This is a genomic window from Streptomyces sp. NBC_00637, assembly GCF_045161545.1.
In the GTDB taxonomy this organism is placed as follows: Bacteria; Actinomycetota; Actinomycetes; order Streptomycetales; family Streptomycetaceae; genus Streptomyces.
Window position 1 is genome coordinate 3,575,663 of record NZ_CP109046.1, and the last position, 22,432, is coordinate 3,598,094.

At 71.0% G+C, this 22,432-nt stretch carries 20 protein-coding genes; 5 read left to right on the plus strand and 15 right to left on the minus strand.

From position 1 onward, the window contains the following. Positions 1 to 16: 16 nt before the first annotated feature. Together mqnP and OG440_RS15475 are read right to left on the minus strand one after the other, a co-directional pair. A complete protein-coding gene (gene mqnP / locus OG440_RS15470) occupies positions 17 to 919 on the minus strand; it encodes a menaquinone biosynthesis prenyltransferase MqnP (protein WP_406007409.1) in 903 nt (300 codons plus the stop codon). Beyond that, positions 916 to 2,373, minus strand: a complete 1,458-nt coding sequence (locus OG440_RS15475) for a menaquinone biosynthesis decarboxylase (protein WP_406007410.1) — start codon at positions 2,371 to 2,373, stop codon at positions 916 to 918. Before OG440_RS15475 ends, mqnP begins: the two co-directional genes overlap by 4 nt. A gap of 177 nt (positions 2,374 to 2,550) precedes the next feature. Between OG440_RS15475 and OG440_RS15480 the strand changes: the two genes are divergently transcribed. Further along, a complete protein-coding gene (locus OG440_RS15480) occupies positions 2,551 to 2,964 on the plus strand; it encodes a PLD nuclease N-terminal domain-containing protein (protein WP_406007411.1) in 414 nt (137 codons plus the stop codon). Between the two features lie 167 nt (positions 2,965 to 3,131). Here OG440_RS15480 and OG440_RS15485 read toward each other — a convergent pair whose 3' ends face one another. From OG440_RS15485 to OG440_RS15495, 3 genes are all read right to left on the minus strand, one after another. After that, a complete protein-coding gene (locus OG440_RS15485) occupies positions 3,132 to 3,809 on the minus strand; it encodes an alpha/beta fold hydrolase (RefSeq protein WP_406007412.1) in 678 nt (225 codons plus the stop codon). A gap of 51 nt (positions 3,810 to 3,860) precedes the next feature. Next, positions 3,861 to 5,210 carry a S8 family peptidase gene (locus tag OG440_RS15490; protein WP_406007413.1) on the minus strand — a complete coding sequence of 450 codons (1,350 nt, stop codon included), beginning with the start codon at positions 5,208 to 5,210 and terminating at the stop codon, positions 3,861 to 3,863. Positions 5,211 to 5,696: 486 nt separating this feature from the next. Then, positions 5,697 to 6,482 (minus strand): CDP-alcohol phosphatidyltransferase family protein, encoded by a 786-nt coding sequence (locus OG440_RS15495; RefSeq protein WP_020130090.1) that lies wholly within the window; start codon positions 6,480 to 6,482, stop codon positions 5,697 to 5,699. A 290-nt stretch (positions 6,483 to 6,772) separates the two neighbouring features. Here OG440_RS15495 and OG440_RS15500 point away from each other — a divergent pair, with 290 nt between their 5' ends. Both OG440_RS15500 and OG440_RS15505 read left to right on the plus strand, forming a co-directional pair. After that, positions 6,773 to 7,231 (plus strand): nucleoside deaminase, encoded by a 459-nt coding sequence (locus OG440_RS15500; RefSeq protein ID WP_406007414.1) that lies wholly within the window; start codon positions 6,773 to 6,775, stop codon positions 7,229 to 7,231. Between the two features lie 94 nt (positions 7,232 to 7,325). After that, on the plus strand, positions 7,326 to 8,288 hold the full coding sequence (locus OG440_RS15505; RefSeq protein ID WP_406011365.1) for an isopenicillin N synthase family dioxygenase: 963 nt from the start codon (positions 7,326 to 7,328) through the stop codon (positions 8,286 to 8,288). Positions 8,289 to 8,487: 199 nt separating this feature from the next. On the opposite strand, the gene ccsB is transcribed toward OG440_RS15505, so the two are convergent. The 7 genes from ccsB to hemL form a co-directional block, all read right to left on the minus strand. Further along, a complete protein-coding gene (ccsB, locus tag OG440_RS15510) occupies positions 8,488 to 9,567 on the minus strand; it encodes a c-type cytochrome biogenesis protein CcsB (protein ID WP_406007415.1) in 1,080 nt (359 codons plus the stop codon). Beyond that, complete coding sequence (locus OG440_RS15515; protein ID WP_406007416.1) at positions 9,564 to 11,300, minus strand: cytochrome c biogenesis protein ResB; 1,737 nt, start codon at positions 11,298 to 11,300, stop codon at positions 9,564 to 9,566. Before OG440_RS15515 ends, ccsB begins: the two co-directional genes overlap by 4 nt. A gap of 3 nt (positions 11,301 to 11,303) precedes the next feature. Then, positions 11,304 to 12,074, minus strand: coding sequence for a cytochrome c biogenesis CcdA family protein (locus OG440_RS15520; RefSeq protein ID WP_406007417.1), 771 nt, complete (start codon positions 12,072 to 12,074; stop codon positions 11,304 to 11,306). Between the two features lies 1 nt (position 12,075). After that, the gene (locus OG440_RS15525) at positions 12,076 to 12,708 is read right to left on the minus strand and encodes a TlpA family protein disulfide reductase (protein ID WP_406007418.1); all 633 of its coding nucleotides are present in this window, start codon (positions 12,706 to 12,708) and stop codon (positions 12,076 to 12,078) included. Positions 12,709 to 12,818: 110 nt separating this feature from the next. Further along, positions 12,819 to 14,111 (minus strand): hypothetical protein, encoded by a 1,293-nt coding sequence (locus OG440_RS15530; RefSeq protein ID WP_406011366.1) that lies wholly within the window; start codon positions 14,109 to 14,111, stop codon positions 12,819 to 12,821. A 196-nt stretch (positions 14,112 to 14,307) separates the two neighbouring features. Then, positions 14,308 to 14,955 carry a histidine phosphatase family protein gene (locus tag OG440_RS15535; RefSeq protein WP_406011367.1) on the minus strand — a complete coding sequence of 216 codons (648 nt, stop codon included), beginning with the start codon at positions 14,953 to 14,955 and terminating at the stop codon, positions 14,308 to 14,310. A 98-nt stretch (positions 14,956 to 15,053) separates the two neighbouring features. Beyond that, the gene (gene hemL / locus OG440_RS15540) at positions 15,054 to 16,373 is read right to left on the minus strand and encodes a glutamate-1-semialdehyde 2,1-aminomutase (protein ID WP_406007419.1); all 1,320 of its coding nucleotides are present in this window, start codon (positions 16,371 to 16,373) and stop codon (positions 15,054 to 15,056) included. 563 nt (positions 16,374 to 16,936) lie between these two features. On the opposite strand from hemL, the gene OG440_RS15545 reads away from it, so the two are divergent. Both OG440_RS15545 and OG440_RS15550 read left to right on the plus strand, forming a co-directional pair. Beyond that, positions 16,937 to 17,374, plus strand: coding sequence for a hypothetical protein (locus tag OG440_RS15545; RefSeq protein WP_020130078.1), 438 nt, complete (start codon positions 16,937 to 16,939; stop codon positions 17,372 to 17,374). Between the two features lie 335 nt (positions 17,375 to 17,709). After that, a complete protein-coding gene (locus tag OG440_RS15550) occupies positions 17,710 to 18,582 on the plus strand; it encodes an SAM-dependent methyltransferase (RefSeq protein ID WP_406007420.1) in 873 nt (290 codons plus the stop codon). 28 nt (positions 18,583 to 18,610) lie between these two features. Here OG440_RS15550 and OG440_RS15555 read toward each other — a convergent pair whose 3' ends face one another. Genes OG440_RS15555 through OG440_RS15565 form a run of 3 tightly spaced genes read right to left on the minus strand, consistent with a single transcriptional unit; the run spans position 18,611 to position 22,369 of the window. Continuing rightward, positions 18,611 to 19,507 (minus strand): PaaX family transcriptional regulator C-terminal domain-containing protein, encoded by an 897-nt coding sequence (locus OG440_RS15555; protein WP_406007421.1) that lies wholly within the window; start codon positions 19,505 to 19,507, stop codon positions 18,611 to 18,613. A 52-nt stretch (positions 19,508 to 19,559) separates the two neighbouring features. Next, positions 19,560 to 20,987 (minus strand): alpha/beta hydrolase family protein, encoded by a 1,428-nt coding sequence (locus OG440_RS15560; protein WP_406007422.1) that lies wholly within the window; start codon positions 20,985 to 20,987, stop codon positions 19,560 to 19,562. Then, positions 20,984 to 22,369, minus strand: coding sequence for an MFS transporter (locus OG440_RS15565; protein ID WP_406007423.1), 1,386 nt, complete (start codon positions 22,367 to 22,369; stop codon positions 20,984 to 20,986). The genes OG440_RS15560 and OG440_RS15565 overlap by 4 nt, the downstream gene beginning before the upstream one ends. Positions 22,370 to 22,432 lie beyond the last annotated feature (63 nt).

Below are 22,432 nucleotides of genomic sequence, written 5' to 3' on the forward strand. Positions count from 1 at the left end.
CGGAGCGGACCGGCCCCTAGACCGTCAGCCCCCGCACCAGCAGGTCGATCAGCGCGCACCCGAACAGGCTGATGCCGATGAACCCGTTGGTCGAGAAGAACGCCCTGTTCAGGCGGGTCAGGTCGTGCGGCCGGACGATCGTGTGCTCGTAGACGAACGCGCCCGCGACGATCACCAGGCCGAGCCAGAAGAAGGCGCCGGCGTCCGTGGCCAGGGCGTACCAGACGAACAGGGCCGTCGTGATCGCGTGACAGACGCGCGCGCCCCGGATCGCCGCCGGGATGCCGAAGCGGGCCGGGACCGACATGACGCCGACCTCGCGGTCCGTCTCGACGTCCTGGCAGGCGTAGATCAGGTCGAAGCCGCCGATCCAGACGCCCACCGCCAGGCCCAGGATGACCGCGTCCCAGGACCACTCGCCGGTGATCGCCAGCCAGCCGCCGATCGGGCCCATCGCCTGCGCCAGGCCGAGGATGGCCTGCGGGAAGTTCGTGAACCGCTTGCCGTACGGGTACACCACCATCGGGATCACCGCGATGGGGGCCAGCGCCAGGCAGAGCGGGTTCAGCAGCGCCGCCGCGCCCAGGAAGATCACCACGGCGATCAGGGCGCCGGTCCAGGCGTGCCGCACCGACATCGCGCCCGTCACCAGTTCGCGGTGCGCCGTGCGGGGGTTACGGGCGTCGATCTCGCGGTCGATGATCCGGTTGACCGCCATGGCGAAGGTGCGCAGGCCCACCATGCAGACGGTGACCAGCAGCAGCCGGCCCCAGTGGATGTTGCCGTCCTTCTCGAACATCGCCGTCAGCGCGGCGATGTAGGCGAAGGGCAGCGCGAAGACCGAGTGCTCGATCATCACCAGGCGGAGAAAGGCCTTGGTGCGTCCCGGCTGCGGGAGCGCTGCGGAGGCGGAACTCACAGGCCGTACTCCTTCCAGCGGCGGTCGACCTTCGCCGCCGTATCCGGGTCGGGCAGCACCATCTCCGGCCAGCCGCCGTCCCGGGTGTAGCCCTCCTCGGGCCACTTGCGCGTCGCGTCGATGCCCGCCTTGCCGCCCCAGAACTGCTGGTAGGAGGCGTGGTCGAGATGGTCGACGGGGCCTTCGACGACGGACAGGTCACGGGCGTAGTCGGTGTTGCCGAGGGCCCGCCACGCGACCTCGTGCAGGTCGTGGACGTCGCAGTCCGCGTCCACCACCACGATCAGCTTGGTCAGGGACATCATGTGCGCGCCCCAGACCGCGTGCATGACCTTCTGCGCGTGCTTGGGGTACTTCTTGTCGATCGAGACGATCGCGCAGTTGTGGAAGCCGCCGGCCTCGGGCAGGTGGTAGTCCACGATGTCCGGGACGATGATCTTCAGCAGCGGGAGGAAGAAACGTTCCGTGGCGCGGCCCAGCGGACCGTCCTCCGTCGGCGGCCGGCCGACCACGATCGACTGGAGCAACGGGCGCTTGCGCATCGTCACGCAGTCGATCTTCAGGGCGGGGAACGGCTCCTGCGGGGTGTAGAAGCCGGTGTGGTCGCCGAAGGGACCCTCCGGCAGCATCTCGCCCGGCTCCAGCCAGCCCTCGATCACGACCTCCGCCTGCGCCGGCACCTGGAGCGGCACCGTCTTGCAGTCGACCATCTCGATCCGCTTGCCCGCGAGGAAGCCGGCGAACAGGTACTCGTCGATGTCGCCGGGGAGCGGGGCGGTGGAGGCGTACGTCACGGCGGGCGGGCAGCCGAAGGCGATCGCGACGGGGAGCTTCTCGCCCTTGCGGGCCGCGACCTGGTAGTGGTTCCGGCTGTCCTTGTGGATCTGCCAGTGCATGCCGATGGTGCGCTTGTCGTGGCGCTGCAACCGGTACAGGCCGAGGTTGCGGATCCCGCTCTCCGGGTCCCTGGTGTGCGTCAGACCCAGGTTGAAGAAGGAGCCGCCGTCCTGCGGCCAGGTGAAGAGCGCGGGCAGCGCGTCGAGGTCGACGTCGTCGCCGTGCAGGACGACCTCCTGGACGGGCGCGTCCTGCGGCTTCACCTTCTTCGGCGGCACGTGCGCCATCGCGCCGAGCTTGCCGAACGCCTCGCGCACGCCGACGAACCCGTGCGGGAGCTCGGGCCGCAGCAGCCCGCCGATCTTGTCGCTGATCTCGGCGTACGACTTCAGCCCGAGGGCCTTCAGCAGCCGCCGGTCGGTGCCGAACACGTTCATCGCGAGGGGCATGCCCGACCCCTTCACGTTCTCGAAGAGCAGCGCGGGGCCCCCGGACTTCTGGACCCGGTCGACGATCTCCCCGATTTCCAGATACGGATCGACCTCAGCCTTGACGCGCTTGAGGTCGCCTTCGCGTTCCAGTGCCCTGAGCAGGGAACGAAGATCGTCGTAAGCCATGTGTCCCAGTATCGCCGAGGCCCTTCCGGCGCCGACGCGCGCCCCGCACTACGCCCCCGCACCGGCGCGCGGAACCGCCCCGCCCGCGGGCGAACGATTTCCGCCACCCGCTACCCTGGCCCGGTCACCGGGGCCGTTCCGCGCCCCCGTCGCCGTCTCCTGGGGGAACCCGCCACCATGCTCAGGTATCTGCCGTTCCTGCTGGTACTGGCGCTGTGGATCTACGCCTTCATCGACTGCCTCAACACCCCCGAGGAAGAGGTGCGGGGGCTGCCGAAGGTGGTCTGGGTCATCATCATCCTGCTCTTCGGCGAGGTGCTCGTCGGTCCTATCGCCTGGCTGGTGGCCGGCAGGACGCGGCGCGCGCCCGTGGGCGGAGGCACCACGGCCGAGTCGTCCCGCGGCCGGCGCGCCGAGTGGGTGGCGCCGGACGACAACCCCGAGTTCCTCGAGTCCCTCAAGGAGAACAGGGACGAGGACAAGAAGGACGACGAGGCTCTCCTCAAGGACTGGGAGGCCGACCTGCGCCGCCGCGAGGAGGACCTGAAGCGCCGCGAGTCCGGCGAGGACCCCCAGCCCCCACAGACCTGAGCGACACCCGACGACACCTGCGCGCCTCGCCCGCGATCCCGGTGAGACGCGGGCGACGGGGGGTGGTGGTGCGGTGGTGCGGTCTCGGCGCGACCCGGTGACCGTCCGCCGCGACGAGGACGACGGCACAGACGGCGACGGCACGCAGGAGCGCGCGCGGTGGTGCGTCAGGGGGTGTCGAGTGGCAGGGCGGCGAGGGTGGACGCGAGGGTGTGGGGGTCCCGGCGGGCGATGTTGTGGCCGACGGGAATCTCGTGGACCCGCCAGTCCGCGTCGTCGCGCAGCCGTTCGGTCAGGGTCACGAACGGGCTGCCCGGCCACGGGCCACCGCTGATGTACGTGCGGCGGAGCGTGCGGCCGGGGTTGCCCGCCAGCCTGATCGACTGGACGAAGCTCGCCATGGGGTGCGGGCGCGCACGGGGGTCGAGCCCGTCGGGGACCGCGACCCATCGACCGTCGGCGCGGGCGCCGTTGATGAACGTCTCCCGGAAACCGTCGCTGGTCAGAGACCAGCACGAATCCCCGTCGTCCGGGACGTAGGCGTCGATGAAGACGAGGTGGTCGAGGCGGTCGCCGAGCCGATCCGCGGCACCGGCGATCACCATCCCGCCGTAGCTGTGCCCGCACAGGGCGAGGGGCGTCTCGTCGCTGCGGTCGACGATCTCGGCCACCTGGTCGATATGGGTGTCGAGGTTCGGCGGACGGTCCACATCGACCGGGCCGTCCGGCTCCAGCCCCGACAGGGTCACCGCCTCGACGCGGTGACCCGCTCGGCGCAGCTCGGCGGCCACCGGGTCGAAGACCCATCCGCCTTGCCAACCACCCGGCACCATCACGAACTTCACCGCGGCATCGTAGGTTCGCGGAAGCCGACGCGTACAGCCGGCTCGTCCTGGCTAGGCCGCGTCGTGTTCGGCGGAGCGGGGCGAGCAGTGCGGGGCGGTCTGCCAGTAGCAGCCGACCTGGACGAGTCCGTACCGGTAGTCCGAGCCGGTGCCGGCGACGGGGCGGGCGTCCCGGCCCAGCGTGCGCAGGATGTCGCGGGCGTTGCCCTGGCAGTGCCCGGAGGTCAGGCACAGGGCGGCGGAGCCGGTGACGAACGGCGCGGCCATGCTCGTGCCGGAGAGGAAGCCGTAGTCCTCGCCGTGCGACGTGGCGCGGGTGGGGAGGGTGGAGAGGATGTCGGCGCCCGGGGCGGCGATGTCCACCCACGAGGCTCCGTGGTTGGAGAAGGCCGCGCGCTGGTCGAACACGGTGGTGGCGGCGACGCTGATCGCCTCCGGGTAGGCCGCCGGGAAATTCGGCGCGGTCGTGCCGGTGTTGCCCGCGGAGGCCACCACGGCGACGCCCGCCTGGGTGGCCAGCCGGACGGCCCGGTGCACCAGCGGGCTGTCCGTCGGCGTTCCCAGGCTCAGGTTGGCGACCCGGATGTTCCTCGCCTTCGCGTTCTGGGCGACCCAGTTCAGGCCCGCGATGAGATCGGAGAAGAACCCTGAGCCGTTGTCGCCCAGAACCTTGACGTTCCACAGCCGGGTGCCGGGGGCGATGCCCTCCGCGCCGATGCCGTTGTTGAGCGCCTGGACGATGCCGGCGACGTGCGTTCCGTGGCCGTCGAAGTCGTCCGCGCTGGGCGAGCTGCTGAAGTTGGCGTTCCCGGCCACCCGCAGGTCCGGGTGACCGGCGTCCACGCCGGTGTCCAGCACCGCCACCCCGACCCGGGCGGCCGCGGGCACCCGGAATCCGTGGTCGGCGCCCGCCACCGCGCCGATCCGGAACAGGCCCCACTGCCCGGCGAGCAGCGGGTCGCCCTTGTACGCGACACCGCCCACACCCGGGCGGCCCGCCGGCTGCCGCGGCGCCCGCACCGACGAACCGGCGACGGGCTCGGGCACGGACACCTGCTCGTCGGGTTCGACCGACGCGACCTGCGGGTCGGCGCGAATGGCCTCGATCTGGTCCGCGGTCGCCTCCAGGGCGTAACCCTTGAGGGCCGTCCCGTCCACGGCGGCGTCGAACACGTGGCGCAGCCGGCTCCCGCCGTCCGACGCCTGCCCCTTCGCCTGCTCCTCGGCGACCTTGCCCGGGTCGACGACCGTGTCCTTCAGCTGCACGATCCACCGCCCCGCCGGTACGGGCTCGGTGGCCGCCCGCGCGGAGCCGGGCACGACCGCGGCGGCCGTGAGGGCCGAGAGCGCGGCACACGCGACCAGGCCGTGCCGCAGCGGAATCTTTCCGAGTCTTGCCACCTGGTCCTCCACACCCTGCGCACCGAAGATCGACAAGGTAGGACAATAGGAGCGGTCATCTGTTCGCCGATGGCGACTCACCCGGGAGCCTCCGGGCCGGCCGGGGAATCACCTGCTCGGCCGAGCGGGCTCAGCGCGCGTACGAACCCGGGCCGACCCGGCAGTACACGTACGCGTCGAGGGTCGCCCCGGTGACCGTGCAGCGGTACGAGGACGCGTACCGCGTCGCGGAGTTGGACGCGCGCCTGTCAGGTCGCCGCGCTGCCGGGCCGCCGGCCGGGCCGAACACGAGGTATCCGGTGCCCCGTCGGCGCCGCCGGTCGAGCAACCCGGCCGCCTGATCCGCCCGGTACCGGAGGATCTGCGCCGGGAAGGCGGCGGCGCGCCCCCGCGGGCGGCGCTCGCGGCCCCCGGGGAGGCGCTGGCGGCCCGCACCCACGCGATGCCGGAGGGCGCGGGCGCCCTCCCACGGCTACCTCGCCCGGGTCACCGCAGTCGGGACGACGACAGGATCGACAGCAGGTGCGCCGGGACCATCACCCAGGTGATCGCGGCGATCGCCGCCAGCGCCCACCGGGTCGGTCCGACACCGCCGGTCGCCGCGTCCAGGGCGGCCACGGCCAGCAGGACCAGGGAGGCCTCGATGCCGTTGGTGACCCGGTGGATCTTGAAGGCGGCGGCGAGGCGGCGCAGGGAGGCGACGCCCTGGGAGCGGGGCGCGGTGGCCTCGTCGTCGGCGACGGCGAGCCCGCGCCGGGCCCGGGCCACGTCCACCAGGTCGGTCGAGGCCTTCAGCAGCACCACGCCGAGCGCGGTCGCGAGCCCGAGCGACACCCAGCCGTTGAAGCCCGCCCAGCCGCCGAGGCCGGACTCGGCGGCCCGGAACCCGAAGCCGATCATGAGCGCCGCGTCGGCCAGATAGGCGCCGAGCCGGTCGACGTAGATGCCGGTCGCGCTGTTCTGGCCCTTCCAGCGGGCGACCTCGCCGTCCACGCAGTCGAAGAGCAGGAACAGCTGCATCAGCAGCGCGGCGAGCACGGCCCCCGCGAGACCGGGGACGAGCAGCGCGGCACCGGACAGCACCCCGCACACCACCATCGTCCAGGTCAGCTGGTCCGGGGTCACCCGGGTACGCACCAGCTGGCGGGTGAACCGCAGCGAGACGCGCCGCATGTACAGGCGCCCCGCCCAGTGTTCGCCGTTGCGGCTGGCGAGCTTGGCCTGCGGCTGGCAGACCTCCCGCAGCTCCTCCAGAACAGGAGCAGCAACCATGAACTTTCCTTCCGCCCGAGGCTCAACTGCCGCGCCTGCGGCGGTGATCGGCACAGGCTACTCGACCCGCTCCCGGACGTTCCCCGGGGGCTTTCGGCACGGTCGGGCGGGGTGTCAGGGCCCGTTCGACGGCTCGGCCGTGTCGCCTCGCGGCGACGCCACCACACGTAGCCGTACGTCGTCGCCACGGGTCGTCGTGGTCGCCACACGTTCGCGTGAGCACCCGCGTCGGCGCGGGTCCGTTCGGGAACGGATGGTGGTGACGGCACGCACCCTTTCGAGGAGGACGCATGGATCGGCTCGACCAGGCGACGGCACGGTCGTGGCTCGCCACCGCCGTCGAGGAGGCGCGGGCCGGTCTCGCCGAGGGCGGCATCCCGATCGGCGCCGCGCTCTACGGCCCGGACGGCACCCTGCTGGGCCGCGGCCACAACCGGCGCGTCCAGGACGGCGATCCCTCGACGCACGCGGAGACGGCCGCCTTCCGCGCGGCGGGACGGCAGCGCTCGTACCGCGGCACGACCATGGTCACCACCCTGTCCCCCTGCTGGTACTGCTCCGGACTGGTCCGCCAGTTCGGCATCTCCCGGGTGCTCGTCGGCGAGGCGGCCACCTTCCACGGCGGCCACGACTGGCTGGCGGAGCACGGCGTCGAGATCGTGCTCCTCGACGACTCCGAATGCGTCGCCCTGATGCGCGACTTCATCGAGCGCAACCCGGCTCTCTGGAACGAGGACATCGGTGTCTGAACCCCCGGCCCCCCGCACCCCCGACATCTCCCCCACCTCCGACACCACCGGCGCCTCCCCCGCCTCCGGTACCTCTCGCGCCTCGGGCGCCCCGATCGCGTCCCGTGTCCCCACCATCGACCTCGGCCCCTGGCTCTCCGGTGACGCCGGAGCCCGCGCCGCGATCGCCCGTACCGTCGACGACGCCTTGCGGAACGCCGGGTTCCTGCTGGTCACCGGGCACGGGGTGGACCCCGTCCTGCGCGACCGCATCCGGCGTGCCGCCCGGACGTTCTTCGTGCTGCCCGCCCACGTCAAGCAGCCGTACGGCGCGAAGGTCGGCGGGCGCGGCTGGCTGGGGCCGGGCGCGGAGGCCAACGGGTACGCCGAGGGAACCGAGACCCCGCCGGACCTGAAGGAGTCCCTGACCTTCGCCACGCACGAGCCGTTCGACGACCCGGTGGTCAACGCGGAGTGGTACGCGCCGAACGTGTGGCCCGCGGAGGTGCCGGAGCTCCGGGGACTGTGCGAGGAGTACCTGACCCGGATGGGCGAGCTGGAGAAGCGGCTGCTCTCCCTGCTCGGGGAGGCCCTCGGCCTCGAACCCGACTTCTTCTCCCGTCACATGGACCACCCGACCTACGGTTTCAACATCAACTGGTATCCGGGGACGGAGGTGGTCGGGGAGCCGCAGCCGGGCCAGTTCCGGATCGGGCCGCACACCGATTTCGGCACCGTCACCATCCTCGACCGGCAGGCCGGCAAGGGCGGGCTCCAGGTCTGGACGGACGACCACGGCTGGCAGGACGCGCCCTTCGATCCCGACGCGTTCACCATCAACATCGGTGACCTGATGGCCCGTTGGACCGGTGATCGGTGGCGCTCGGGCAGACACCGGGTCCTGCCGCCCCCGGCCGACGCGCCCGCCGAGGAGCTGATGTCGCTCGTCTACTTCGGCGAGTGCACCCCGGGGACGCTCGTGGAGTCCGTACCGGCGCCCGTGGGCCGGGTGGCGTACGAGGCGGTCGATTCGCACGCGTACCTGCGGAGGAAACTGGACTCGATCACGGTGGAATGACGGTCCCGTTCCGCTCACGCCCGGAAGCCCGTCGACCCCACGGACACCACGCGTCAGGCCGACGACGGCGGGTGCTCGGAGCCGTATCCACGTCCTTCTGCCTGTCCGTACGACTGTCGGTGGGACTGTCGGTACGGCAAAGGCCGGTTTCCGTGACCCAGGTCACGGGAACCGGCCTCCGCCGTGAACGGCTCGCGCCTCACACCCCCGCGTACGAGTGCTTTCCGGAGACGAAGATGTTGACGCCGTAGTAGTTGAACAGCCAGCAGCCGAAGGCGATCATCGCCAGGTAGGCGGCCTTGCGGCCCTTCCAGCCGGCCGTGGCGCGGGCGTGCAGGTAGCAGGCGTACGCGACCCAGGTGATGAACGACCAGGTCTCCTTGGGGTCCCAGCCCCAGTAGCGGCCCCACGCGTCGCCCGCCCAGATCGCGCCCGCGATGATCGTGAACGTCCACAGCGGGAAGACCGCCGCGTTGACGCGGTAGGCGAACTTGTCGAGCGAGGCCGAGGAGGGCAGCCGGTCCAGGACCGAGTTGGCGAAGCTGCCGGGCTTGCCGCCGGACGCCAGCTTGTTCTCGTAGGAGTCCTTGAACAGGTAGAGGATCGTGGCGACCGCGCCGACGTAGAACACCGCGCCGCAGAAGATGGCGGTGGACACGTGGATGTACAGCCAGTACGAGTGCAGCGCCGGGACCAGCTGGTCGCTCGCCGTGTAGAGCACGGTGACCGCGAGCCCCAGGTCCAGCAGGACCGAGGTGATCAGGAACAGGCCGAGCCAGCGCACGTTCTTCCGCAGCGCCAGCAGCCCGAGGTACACGCCGACGGCCACCGTGGAGAAGGTGAGGTTGAACTCGTACATGTTGCCCCACGGCGCCCGCTCCACCGAGGCCGCGCGGGCGATCACGCCGCCCAGCTCGACCAGGAACGCGAGCACGGTGAGCGAGATGGCGATCCGGCCGTACATGTCGCCCTGCTCGTCACCACCGTGCGCGCCGGGCCCGTCGGGCACGTCGCGGGCGCCGGCCGCCGAGCGCACGACGACCTGCGGCCGCTCCAGGACGGCCGTGCCGCCGTTCTTCTTGACGGTGACGGCCGGACCACCCTTGGCCGCGGACGTGGCGGTGAGCGCGGCGGCCGTACGGCCGACCTTGCTGCGGCTGCCGAGGAGCCATTCGGCGATGTACGCGAAGAAGGCCAGGGTGTAGACGGCCATCGCGGAGTAGATCAACGTGTTGCTGATGCTCGCGAGGTTTTCGTTGGTGGCGGCGGCGAGAGTCACTTCTCAGCCCCTTCGGCAGGTACGGCTTCGGGTTCGGAGGACGCGGGGGGTACGGACGATGCGGGGGTGTCGGGGTCCGGGGCCGAGGGAGCCCGGTCGTACAGGATCGCGGCGAGGTCGCCCAGTTCCTCGGGCACCTTGGCCGACTCGCTGCGCCCGAGGCCGCCCATTTCGACGACCGTCACCCCGTCCGCGCCGCGCGCGGCACGCACCCAGACCCGGCGGCGCTGGAGGAACAGGGAACCGGCGAGGCCGAAGATCGCGGCGATGGCCCCGCCCAGCGCCCAGCCGCTCGCGGGCTGCTGGGTGACCTGGAAGTTCGCCCACTCCTTGGTGGCCTCGTAGGTCACCGAGCCGGCGCCGTTCGGGAGGGTCATGGTCTCGCCGGGCTTCAGGTTCTCCCGCAGCTGCGCACCCTTGGAGTCCTTGAACTCCTTCATGTGCGACTTGTCGAGCTGGTACACGCTCTGCGGGATGCCCGAGTCGACGCCGAGGTCGCCGTGATACGGCGTCAGGTTCAGCACCGGGTTGCGCAGCGACGGGAACGTCGAGGCGGCCTCGCTGCCCGGGGTGTACGTCGGCAGGAAGAAGGCCGAGATGCCCAGCTGCTCGGCGACGCCCTTGGCGTCCCGGTAGCCGTCGAGGACCTTGATCACACCGCTGGAGGTGATGTTGGAGTCGAGCGGCAGCAGCGGCACCGCGTCGCGGTAGACGACCTTGCCCTTGGCGTCGCGGACGGTGATGACGGGCGCGTAGCCGTGGGCGGTGAGGTAGATCTTCGAGTCGTCGATCTCCAGCGGGTGGTTGACCTTGACGACGGCCTTCCTGTCCTTGCCGTAGGCACCCACGCTGTAGGTGATGGCGGACTGGAAGGTGCGCGCGGTACCCGTGTTGGGGCCCGTGGTCTCGTACGTGCCGGTGAACTTGTCCAGGGTGAAGCTGAACGGGTTCAGGTCGTCGGTGTCGAAGAGGTTGCCGGACTTGAAGTCGTTGTACTGGGTGAGCGTGTTGGAGAACCCGTCGCCCTCGACGACCAGCTTGTTCCCCTCGGCCTTGTAGAGCTGGCCGCAGGCGAAGGCGATCAGCATCACGATCAGCGCGATGTGGAAGGTGAGGTTGCCGACCTCGCGCAGGTACCCCTTCTCCCCGGCGACGGCGTCCCCGACGAGGTGGGCGCGGAAGCGGCGCCTGCGCAGCAGGCCCAGCGCGGCCTCTCGGACCTGTTCCGGTTCGGCGTCGGTGCGCCAGGTGGTGTACGCGGGCAGCCGGGTCAGCCGCTTCGGCGCGCCCGGCGGGCGGCTGCGCAACTGTCCGACGAACTGCCAGGTGCGGGGCACGATGCAGCCGATGAGGGAGACGAACAGCAGGATGTAGATCGCGGAGAACCACACCGAGCTGTAGACGTGGAAGAGGCCGAGCCTGTCGTAGACCGGCGCGATCGTCCCGTGGGCCTTACGGAATTCGGCGACCTTCGTCTCGTCGGTGCCGGACTGCGGGATCAGCGAACCGGGGATCGCGCCGAGGGCCAGCATCAGGAGCAGCAGCAGCGCGACGCGCATGGAGGTGAGCTGGCGCCAGAACCAGCGGGCCCAGCCGACGATCCCCAGGGCGGGTCCACTGGCCAGCGTGTCCACGGGCGCGGTGGACAACTGGGAGCCGGCGGCGCCGAGGTCCTGCTCGTCGGAGGTGACCGGGGTCTCGCCGGGGGAGGTGCCGACGGTGCTCTTGCTCATGAATCAGATCCCCACAGTGAAGCCGACGGACCAGGACTGGATGTCCTGCACGAGGCGGTCCCACGCACCGGTCAGCAGCAGCAGACCGGTCACGATCATCATCGTGCCGCCGATCCGCATCACCCAGGCGTAGTGACGCTTGACCCAGCCGAAGGCGCCGAGCGCCTTGCGGAAGGCGACCGCGGCGAGCACGAACGGCACACCCAGGCCGAGGCAGTAGGCGACGGTCAGTATGGCACCGCGTCCGGCGCTTCCCTGCTGGGAGGAGAGGGCGATCACGGAGGCGAGGGTCGGGCCGATGCACGGGGTCCAGCCGATGCCGAACAGCGCGCCGAGCAGCGGGGCGCCGGCCAGTCCGGCGACGGGCCGCTTGTGGAAGCGGAACTCCCGCTGGGTCATCCAGGGCATCAGCCCCATGAAGAAGACGCCCATGACGATCATGAGCGCGCCCAGCACCTTCGACAGGACGTCCTGGTTGGCCTGGAGGTTCTCGCCGAAGTAGCCGAACAGGGCCCCGCTGGAGACGAACACGGCGGTGAAGCCGAGGACGAAGAGCGAGGCGCCGGCGACCATCCGCCCTCGGCGGGCCTCGGCCAGATCGGTGCCGGCGACGCCGGTGACGTACGACAGATAGCCGGGGACGAGCGGCAGGACGCACGGCGAGAAGAACGAGACGAGGCCCCCGAGCAGCGCGATCGGCAGGGCGACCAGCAACGCGCCGTTGAGCACGGTGTCGTTGTAACCCGTCGCGGCGAACGTGGTGACCGCGCTCACGTCACTTCTCCGCGAGGACGGGCGCGATCATCTTGCGCAGCCTCTCCTCGCTGAGCGCGGCCAGCGACCGGGCGGCGATCTTGCCCTCCCTGTCTATGACCAGCGTGGAGGGGATGGCCTGGAGGCTGAGCGTGCCCTTCTTGAAGCGCAGCAGCAGCTTGCCCTTCGGGTCGGACAGGCTGGGGTAGGTGATGCCCTGCTGCTTCTCGAAGGCGAGGGCGTTGTCGTTGCTGGTGTCGAGGGTGTTGATGCCGACGAACTGCACGCCCTGGCCCTTGAGGTCGGTGTAGACCTTCTCGAAGTTGGGCGCCTCGGCACGGCAGGGGGCGCACCAGGAGCCCCACACGTTGAGGACGACGACCTTGCCCTTGTAGGCGGCGACGTCGAGCTGTCCTCCGGCCACTGTCTTGCCCGACAGGTCGGGGGCCGTGGCACGCGAGCCCTTCTGCGCCGTCGAGATGCCGTCCTTGCCCATCACGAAGTTGGTGTCACCGCCTCCTCCGGCGGTGCCTCCGGAGGTGCAGGCGGACAGCAGCAGTGCGGCGACGGCTCCACCGGCGGCCGTGGTCAGGGCGGCACGGCGCGAGCGGTTCCGGCTGGTCGAGCACAGGGGGGCGCGGCTGGCGGCACTCATGTGAAAAGTTTCGCATGTCCGTTCCGGGGATCTTGCGCACCCCCCTTGCGGGGAGAAAACCCCATTTCAGGCGGCGTTGTCGGCCGTTCCCGCGGAGGTGGACGCGGAGGTCACGCGGCGCTCGATGCGGAGGTGGACGCGGAGGGGGTGCTCGCGCCCATGAACGTCTTCCAGCCGCCGGCCGGCTGCTGCCCGACGTCGAGGGTGCGCAGCTTCTCGAGTACCTCGGGCTTCTGGACGTCGATCCAGTCCACGAACTGCCGGAAGGAGACCAGCCGTACGTCCGCGCCCTTCTCCTTCTCGCGCGCGATGTGCTTGAAGGCCTCCTCGACGGCGTCCATGTAGATGCCGCCGTTCCACTGCTCGAAGTGGTTGCCGACGAAGAAGGGCGCGCGGTTCGTCTCGAATGCCCGCTTGAATCCCTGTATGTACGCCTGCGAGGACTGCTGCCGCCAGCCCGGGTAGTTGTGGCTGGGCGCCTTGGTCGTGTTGATCGACTGGTTGGCGAGCATGTTGTAGTCCATCGAGAGGACCTCGAAACCGCGGCCGGGGAAAGGTATCTGCTGCAACGGCAGATCCCAGATCCCGTCCTTCTTGGCCGGCCACACCTGACGCCCGCCCGGCGAGGAGGCGTCGTAGCGCCAGCCGAGGGCGCGGGCGGTGGGCAGCAGGTTGTCCTGGCCGAGCAGACAGGGCGTCCGGCCGCCGACGAGTTCCTTGTCGTAGTCGAAGGGCAGCGCGGGCAGATCGCTCCAGCCCGTGTTGGTCCGCCACTCCTTCACGAACGACTTGGCCTGGTCTATCTCGCTGCGCCACTGCTGGGGCGTCCAGTTGCCGACCGTCCCGTTCCCGGAGCAGAAGTGCCCGTTGAAGTGGGTGCCTATCTCGTGCCCCTCGAGCCAGGCGCGCCGGACGCCGTCGAGCGTCATCCTCACGTGCTCGTCGGTGAGGTAGCCGATGTCGGAGGCGCCGCGCGGGTTGTTCGGCGGGTCGTAGAGCCGCTTCTTCGACTCGGGCAGCAGATACAGCCCGGAGAGGAAGAAGGTCATGCTCGCGCCGTGCGCCTTGGCGAGGTCGAGGAAGCGCGTGAAGAGTCCGTTGCCGACCTCGCCGGCCCCGTCCCAGGAGAAGACGACGAACTGCGGCGGCTCCTCCCCGGGCTGGAGCGGCACGGGCTTGGCCGGCTGGTGGGGCTGCTTGCCGGTGAAGGAGGTGGAGCCGTCGCCGAGGGGGCGGGCGGTGATCTTCGGACTGGGGCTGCCGGAGGGCTTGCCGGAGCCGCTGGAACCGCCGGGGGTGCTCGGCCCGTCCGAGTTCGTGAGGCTGCCGCACCCCACGAGTCCGGCAGCGGCGGCGGCCCCGGCGCCGAGTCCGAGTGCTCCCCTTCGGGTGATGGCGCGCATGGCAACCCCGTTCGTCACATTTTCCGATGGTCACCCATTCAGAGGACATGACGAACGAGGAGGTTCCGCCGATAGTTCCGGATTCCGTAACAGAGGGGCTTATTCGAGCCACGCCATCCGGTGGCCGATTTCACTGACTGGTTCCGGTGGGCTCCACCGGCCGGTTCCGGTGGGCGGAACCGGCCGGGCGGTGGGGCTATGCCCCGAAGGCCTTGCCCTTTCCCTGCACCGGCTTGGCGCCGGCCCGGAGATGAGCGGGCACCAGGTCGATGGCGGGTTCGCTGTAGCCGACGGACACGATCCGGTCGCCCTGGTACGTGAACGTCGTCAGCGAGGCGAGCGTGCACTGCCGCTTGCGCGGGTCGTGCCACAGCCGCCGCCGCTCGACGTAGGACCGCACGATCCAGATCGGCAGCTGATGGCTGACGAGCACCGCCTCGTGCCCGCGGGCCGCGTCCTTCGCCGCGTCCAGCGCGCCCATCATCCGGACGACCTGGTCGACGTACGGCTCGCCCCAGGACGGCTTGAACGGGTTGACCAGGTGCTTCCAGTTCTCGGGCCGGCGCAGCGCCCCGTCCCCGACGCCGAAGGTCTTGCCCTGGAAGACGTTCTCCGCCTCCAGGAGCCGCGCGTCGGTGGCCAGGTCGAGCCCGTGGGCCTTGGCGACCGGCGTCGCCGTCTCCTGCGCCCGCTCCAGCGGGGAGGCGACGACGTGGGTGACGTCGCGGGAGGCGAGGTGCTCGGCGACCCGGTCGGCCATCCGCCGGCCCAGCTCGGAGAGGTGGTAACCGTCGAGACGGCCGTAGAGGACCCCGTCGGGGTTGTCCACCTCACCGTGCCGCATGAGGTGGACGACGGTGAGGTCCTTGTTGCCCAAACCGTTCTCGAAGGCGTCCTCGAAGGCCTTCTCGGGCGTGTTCTCGGGGGCGTTGTCCGGGGTGGTCATGCCGCTGTGGCCTCCGCAGCCGCTCGGGCCGCCGCCGGGAGGGCGTCGGCGATTCTCTGGACGGCCTGGTCGTCGTGGGCCGTGGACACGAACCAGGACTCGAAGGACGACGGCGGCAGGTACACGCCGTTCGCCAGCAGCGAGTGGAAGAACGCGGTGAAACGGAAGGACTCCTGCGCCCTGGCGTCGTCGTAGTCACGCACCGGCCGGTCCGTGAAGAAGACGGAGAACATGTTGGAGGCGCTCTGGAGCGTGTGCGCGACCCCCTCCTTGGCCAGCGCCTCCGACACCAGGGACTGGATCCGGGTGGAGACGTCGTCGATCCTGGCGTAGGCCGCGTCGTCGAGGAGCCGGAGCTGGGCGAGCCCGGCGGCGGTCGCCACCGGGTTCCCGGAGAGGGTGCCGGCCTGGTAGACGGGCCCGGCGGGGGCGAGGTGCGCCATGACGTCCGCCCGTCCGCCGAAGGCCGCGGCCGGGAAGCCGCCGCCCATGACCTTGCCGAAGGTCATCAGGTCGGGCCGCACACCGTCGATCCCGTACCAACCGGCCCGGCTGGTGCGGAACCCGGTCATGACCTCGTCGGAGACGAAGAGCGCGCCGTTGTTCTGGCAGGCGTCCTTGAGCCCCTGGTTGAAGCCGGGAAGGGGCGGCACCACGCCCATGTTGCCCGGCGACGCCTCGGTGATCACACAGGCGATCTCGCCGGGGTGCCGGTGGAAGGCCTCCTGCACGGCCTCGAGGTCGTTGTACGGCAGGACGATGGTGTCCCCGGCCTGGGCGCCGGTGACGCCGGGGGTGTCGGGAAGCGCGAAGGTCGCGACCCCGGAGCCGGCCGCCGCGAGGAGCGAGTCGACATGCCCGTGGTAGCAGCCGGCGAACTTGATCACCTTGGTGCGCCGGGTGAACCCGCGGGCGAGCCGGATGGCCGACATGGTGGCCTCGGTGCCGCTGGAGACGAGCCGGACCTCTTCCAGGGGCTCGATGCGGGCGACCATCTCCTCGGCGAGCGCGACCTCGCCCTCACCGGGCGTACCGAAGGAGGTACCGCGCGAGACGGCCTCCTGTACGGCGGCGATCACCTCGGGGTGCGAGTGCCCGAGGATCATGGGCCCCCAGGAACAGACGAGGTCGACGTACTCCCGGCCGTCGGCGTCCGTCAGGTACGGGCCGGTGCCGGACACCATGAACCGGGGGGTACCGCCCACGGCACGGAACGCGCGCACCGGCGAGTTCACACCCCCCGGCGTGACGGCGGACGCACGGTCGAACAGCGCCTGCGATACAGGCGCATCGTATGAATAGGGCAGTTCGCTCATGACCTGCGACTTCTCCGACCTTCTCCGACTTGCTGGACTCCGGTTGTCAGTGACCTCCCAGGGTAGGCCAGCGGCGGCCGGGGCCGGCGGGGCCGTCATCCGCCGTCACCATCTGCGAAACTGAGTCGGAACGGGCCTGATAGACGTAGCTCACACCGACCGTGTGTCCAGTGGCTGCGAAGATCCTCCTGCGGACAGGTGTTTCAACGCACGTTTCGGCGGGCGGCCGTGGGGGAGGTCACTGACACGATGATCGGGTTGCGCGGCGGGGGCCACGCGTCCTAGAAAAGCAGTCGGGTGGAGATATGCATCGCGGTGGCGGACTGGGCGAGGGGACTGACGACCTGGGTCCTCGACGTGCCCGGCGGGGGAAGCACCGGCGCGACGCTGAGGAAGCCAACGAAGCACGTCAGACGCAGGCACAAGGCGGACCGAGCGAACCCGACCGGATCGATCAGATCGACCGGATCGATCAGATCGACCGGATCGAGAGGATCGAACGGTTCGAGCAGATCGACCGGCGGGTCGATCCCCTCGGGGCAGGGAGCAGGAATGGTGGTCGGGTGGGGGTGACGTACAAGTACTTCGGCGCGCCCGACGGCGCGACCGCGGCCCGCGTCCCGATCTCGATGCGCCCCGAGGAACTCGGCGGCGACGAGCTCGGCATGAACGGCATGTTCACCAAGATCAAGCCGGAGACGATGGCCGCGATGGTGCTGACCGGCATCGAAGGCGTCCCCCTCAGCAAGGTGCCCCCGCTGGAACTGGTCGTCCTCCATCCCGACTACGCCGTCGTGAAGCTCCCCATGACGGTCGTGGACCCGCTGCGGGACATAGGCGAGGAAGCGGTGGGCGCGGCGGCCTTCATCTGGTCGACGGTCCCCGACCGGGGCGGCCCCCGGGACGCGTTCAACGTGTACCAGCTGCTGCACGAGTGGCAGGACTTCTCGCACCGCCTGCACGAGGCGGGCCACCAGCCTTACTGCCTGGTGTGGCCGTGAGCCGCGGTTTCGTCTGATGTTGTGCCGGGACGGCCGTGAGCCGGGTTCCACGCGGATTTGAACCGGGGTCAACCGGGGTGGAACCGGTGGCGGGCGAGGTCTTCGGGCCTCGCCCTTTTCGATGCCCGGGAGAGGCCGCGGCCTCCTCTTCCGGCCGGTCGCCGGTGACGGGAACTCCCGCTGTGGGTCCGGTCGTTCGGGTTCACGGAACGTGTCGGCCACCACGGGTACGAGGCTGGTCTTCGCACGGCCCCGCATGGTGAATGATGATCCGACAGTCACTCACGGCGGTCCATCCGGTGGTGGGACGCGAGTCCAGGACGGAGCCAGGCAGCATGACCTCTCCCCTCAGCGGCAGCAGCGACGCCGGCAGCGGCGGCACCGGCAGCGGGGGCACCGGCAGCCCCTTCCTGAAGATAGACACGAGCAAGCCCCACCCCGCCCGGATGTACGACTACTTCCTCGGCGGGAAGGACAACTACGAGGTCGACCGGGATGCCGCCGAGCAGTTCATCAAGGTGGCGCCGGAGGTGCGGGAGGGGGTCCGCGCCAACCGGCACTTCATGCACCGCGCCGTCCGGCACGTCGTCGCGGAGGGCGGTGTCCGGCAGATCCTCGACATCGGCACGGGTCTGCCCACCGAGCCCAACGTGCACCAGATCGCGCACTCCATAGCCCCCGGGACCCGGGTCGCGTACGTCGACAACGACCCGATCGTCAGCACCCACTCCATGGCCCTCATGGCCGACGCCGACCCCGGCACCGACGCCCACACCTCGGTCGTGCTGGCCGATCTGCGGGATCCCCGCGCCGTCCTCGACCACCCCGACGTCCGCAAGATCATCGACTTCGACGAGCCCGTGGCGCTGCTGCTGGTGGCCGTCGTGCACTTCCTCGCCGACGCGGACGACCCGGACGCCGTCGTCGCGACACTCCGCGACGCACTGCCCGACGGTTCCTACCTCGTGCTGTCGCACGCCACGGGCGACGTCCACGAGGACCGGCGCGAGAACGCGGCCTCGGTCTACAACAAGGCCAGCGCCTCCCTGAACCTGCGCCCCCACGCCCGGGTCCTGGACCTCTTCGGTGACTTCACCCTCCTCGACCCGGGCCTGGTCCCGGTCACGGACTGGCGGCCCGAGGAGGCCCCGGAGCGCGGCGCTCCGCCGATCGGCATCTACGGCGGAGTGGCCCGCAAGAACGGCTGAACGGCGGTACGGCCGGCTGCGCGGCTGGTCAGCGCAGAGGGGCCGTCTCCAGGAGGGCGCGGGCCGCGTGGTCGGCGGGGGTCGCGGTCCGCTCCGCCACGCGGCGGAAGGTGTCCTGGGCGGGGCGGGCCGGCCAGTCCGGGGGAAGGTGGCGGGCCGGGAGCCGCGGGTCCGTGCGGATCGTCCAGAGCCACTCGCTGACCAGGCGCAGGCGGGTGCCGATCGGGTCCTCGCCCGGGCCCGCGTTCAGGTGGGCGGTCCAGCGCTTGTCGAAGGAGACATAGCGGGCGGCGACGCTCTCCAGGTCCCAGGTGTCGCGGATCATCAGGCCGATGTCGGTGGCCTCGTCGGCCGAGGCGTGGAAGATCTTCACGTGGGCGGTCAGGCCGAGCTCGGCGACCACGGCGGCGACGTCGACCCGCCCCGGCGCGATCCACAGCCCGCTGTACAGCGCGCCGAACCCGGACCAGGCGAGCCGTGAACGCAGGTCGTGGCGCTCGCGCTGGCGGGACTCGGGGAGCGAGAAGCCGAGCAGCGTCCAGTCGCCGTCCCAGTCGTCGTTGACGGCGCCCTCGCGCCAGATGCGGGTGCGGCCGTCCCGCAGGACGCGCGTCGCCTGGTCGGTGAGGCCGAAGTACATCTTGCGGCCCTCCCGCTGCCGCCGCAGCAGGCCCCGGCTGACCATGCGGGTCAGCGTGGACCGTACGGCCTGTTCACCGACGCCGACCCGGCCGAGCACGTCGATGATGCTGCCCGAGTAGACGCACAGGTCCCCCTCTTCCAGGACGTGGTTGCCGAAGAAGGCGAGCATGAGCGACTGCGGGCGCAGCTGCGGGGCACCGTCGCCCGAGGTGTCCGGCACCTCGTGTGGCATGTCGTGTGGCATGTCGTGCTGCATGGTGTCCGGGATGTCGTCGTCCTCCACGGGGAAAGGGTACGACCGCCCGCCGGGGGGCGCGGCGGACGGTCGTCGGGGGTTATCGGCGGTCGGCCGGGTGGGAGAGGTCGTACGGGCGCAGGTAGGGCGTGGGGCGGTAGGGGACATACCGGGCGGGGGTCGTCGGATCGGCCGCCGTGGCACGGAAGTTGAGGGCGGCCGGGTCGGTGCCCCGCCAGTTCCCGGTGGTGAGACGGTCCTCCAGGGTGTGCAGGGCGGCGAGTTGCTCGGCAGGACTGAAGGTGCAGTGGCCCGCGTTGTCGACGTACGCCTGCCGCAGCAGGGCCGGGGACCCGGCGGCGGTCACGGCCCGGCGCAGGGCACTCTCGGTCTGGACCGGGACGAGGGCGTCCCCGATGGTGTGGACGGAGAGCTGCGGCTTGGTGAGCTCCCCGGTGAAGGAGCTGGTGTGGCTCATCCATGCCGCCGCGGCCGGGTCGGCGGCGATGCGCGGGGCCCTGTTCAGGGTGGCCAGGTCGGCCGTCAGGGACAGTCCGGCCTTCCGGTACAGCTCGGTGACCTCCTTGCGGACGGAGGACCGGCCGAGCAGCTTCGCGTAGTCGACGCCGGTGTTCCAGGACATGTTGCCGCCGGCCCGGACCTCGGCCTCCTGGCGCCGGTTGAAGGCGGCGATCTTCAACAGCCCCTTGACGGCGTCGTACTGGTTGGCCTGCTGCGCGTCCCAGTCGGTCGCGGCGGGCCGGGGCTGTGTCGGCTGGTTCCAGACCGGGATGTTGTGCAGGGCGGCGGCGAGGGCGATCCGGGCCCGGCCGGCGGCCGTCGTCTGGGCCGAGTCGACCGCGGCCGTCAGGGTGTTCGCCGCGTCGGTGGCGGCCGTCTGGTCCGCGAGGTCCACCAACGGGACGTCGGAGCCGGGCGCGAGGAGGGTCTTGACGGCGAAGGCGGGGTCGAGGGTGTTGTTCCAGTTGGCGACACCGCCCTGGACCAGGCCGCACAGGGCGACGGAGCCGTCGACGCGGTCCGGGTGGCGCTCGGCGATGGCCGTGGTGACGAGCCCGCCGTACGACCGCCCCCAGGCGATCGTCCGGCCGGCCGCGCCGAAGCGGTCGGTGAAGGCGGCGAGCGCCGCGAGCTGGTCGGGCACCGCATCCGTCACCGCCCAGCCCGTCGTGGCGTACGAGGAGCCGACGAGCGCGTAGCCCTTCTCGAGGAGGAGGGCCTTCGTGGCTTCGTCCGGGGCGTCCTGCGCGGGATTGGCGGGACCGGACGTGTAACCGTGGCTGAAGAGCAGCACGGTTCCGTTCCATGCGGCGGGCACGTCCATCATGTACGTGGCACCGGAGGGGAGCCGGCCCTCGGCATGGCTCGTGTCCGCGACGGCCGCCGCCGTCGCGGCCGGAAGGGCGGTGACGGCGAGCAGGACGGCGGCCGCCCAGGCGGTGCGCGTACGGGACCGCGCGGGGACGGGGACACGGACGAGGGCGGGGACGGGGGTGGGGGGCGTCATGCGGAGATCTCCTGAGCGTGGGGGGTGTCGGAGTCTTCGGCGGGGTCCGCGGTGTCGGAGAGGGACGTCCGACTGGTCTCGCGTACGAAGAGGACGGTCACGGCGGTGATCGCGGCGCCGCCGCACAGCAGCAGGGAGACGGGCGTGCTGCTGTCGCTTCCCGCCACCAGGCTGCCGGCGATCATCGGGGAGAAGCCGGCGCCGACGAGAGTGGCGCCCTGGTAGCCGAGGGAGGCGCCGGTGTAGCGCACCCGGGTGCCGAACATCTCGGTGAGCAGGGCGCCCAGCGGGCCGTACATCATCGACTGGGCGATGCCGTGGCCGAGGACGACGGCGAGGATCAGCAGGCCGGGTGACTTCGAGTCGACGAGCGCCATGACGGGGAAGGCCAGGGCGGCCGAGGCGAGTGCTCCGGCGAGGACGACCGGACGGCGGCCGACCCGGTCGGAGAGCGTGGAGGCGGCGGGCAGCACCACGAGGGCGACGGCGGCGGACACCGTGAGCGCGGTGAGCACCTGCGGGCGGGCGTAGCCGATGCCGGTGGCGTACGCGATCAGATAGCTGGTGAGCAGCGACTGGGCGGTGAAGGCGCCGATGCCGACACAGCAGGCCAGCAGGACCGGCCGCGGCCGCCGCAGCACGTCGAGGAGGGGCAGCCGCGACTCGGCGCGGTCCTTCTTCACCTCGGCGAAGAGCGGGCTCTCGACGACCTTGAGGCGGACGAAGAGCCCGACGCCGAGCAGCACCACGCTCAGCAGGAACGGCACCCGCCATCCCCAGGCCGCGAACTCGTCGTCGGGGAGGGTGACCACGAGTGTGACGACGGCGGTGGAGAGCAGGGAGCCGAGCGGGGCCCCCATCTGCGTGAAGCTGGACCACAGTCCGCGCCGCCGCTCGCCCGCGTGCTCGACGACCATGAGCGTGGCGCCGCCCCACTCACCGCCGATGGCGATGCCCTGTACGACGCGCAGGGCGATCAGCAGCACCGGCGCCCACACGCCGATCGTGTCGTACGTGGGCAGCAGCCCGACGAGGAAACTCGCGCCGCCCATCAGGCCCATGGTGAGCAGCAGCATCGACTTGCGGCCGAGCCGGTCGCCGAAGTGGCCGAAGAGGATGCCGCCGAGCGGGCGGGCGACATAGCCGGCGGCGAAGGTGCCGAACGCGGCGATGGTGCCGACGGCGGGGTCGGCGCCGGGGAAGAACAGCTCGCCGAAGACGAGCGCGGCGACGGTTCCGTAGACGAGGAAGTCGTAGAACTCCACGGCGGTGCCGAGCAGTCCGGAGGCGGCGACCACGCGCAGCTGCCGCATTCGTTCTGCGGTCGTGGACATCGACGGGGATGAGGACGGGGACGGGGATGCGGCGGGGGACGGGGACATCGCGGTCTCCCTTGACCGGGGGAAGGACACCGCGAAGTTAGGCCTTCAAGTCACGGCCGTCAA

What these genes read in the sequence shown, in the direction of transcription:
- OG440_RS15535 (WP_406011367.1), bottom strand. Translation starts at nt 14,955, where the DNA reads ATGCGGCACGGTGAGGTGGACAACCCCGACGGGGTCCTCTACGGCCGT.
- OG440_RS15525 (WP_406007418.1), bottom strand. Translation starts at nt 12,708, where the DNA reads ATGAGTGCCGCCAGCCGCGCCCCCCTGTGCTCGACCAGCCGGAACCGC.
- OG440_RS15480 (WP_406007411.1), top strand. Translation starts at nt 2,551, where the DNA reads ATGCTCAGGTATCTGCCGTTCCTGCTGGTACTGGCGCTGTGGATCTAC.
- OG440_RS15515 (WP_406007416.1), bottom strand. Translation starts at nt 11,300, where the DNA reads ATGAGCAAGAGCACCGTCGGCACCTCCCCCGGCGAGACCCCGGTCACC.
- OG440_RS15495 (WP_020130090.1), bottom strand. Translation starts at nt 6,482, where the DNA reads ATGGTTGCTGCTCCTGTTCTGGAGGAGCTGCGGGAGGTCTGCCAGCCG.
- OG440_RS15550 (WP_406007420.1), top strand. Translation starts at nt 17,710, where the DNA reads ATGACCTCTCCCCTCAGCGGCAGCAGCGACGCCGGCAGCGGCGGCACC.
- OG440_RS15475 (WP_406007410.1), bottom strand. Translation starts at nt 2,373, where the DNA reads ATGGCTTACGACGATCTTCGTTCCCTGCTCAGGGCACTGGAACGCGAA.
- OG440_RS15560 (WP_406007422.1), bottom strand. Translation starts at nt 20,987, where the DNA reads ATGACGCCCCCCACCCCCGTCCCCGCCCTCGTCCGTGTCCCCGTCCCC.
- OG440_RS15530 (WP_406011366.1), bottom strand. Translation starts at nt 14,111, where the DNA reads ATGCGCGCCATCACCCGAAGGGGAGCACTCGGACTCGGCGCCGGGGCC.
- OG440_RS15565 (WP_406007423.1), bottom strand. Translation starts at nt 22,369, where the DNA reads ATGTCCCCGTCCCCCGCCGCATCCCCGTCCCCGTCCTCATCCCCGTCG.
- hemL (WP_406007419.1), bottom strand. Translation starts at nt 16,373, where the DNA reads ATGAGCGAACTGCCCTATTCATACGATGCGCCTGTATCGCAGGCGCTG.
- OG440_RS15500 (WP_406007414.1), top strand. Translation starts at nt 6,773, where the DNA reads ATGGATCGGCTCGACCAGGCGACGGCACGGTCGTGGCTCGCCACCGCC.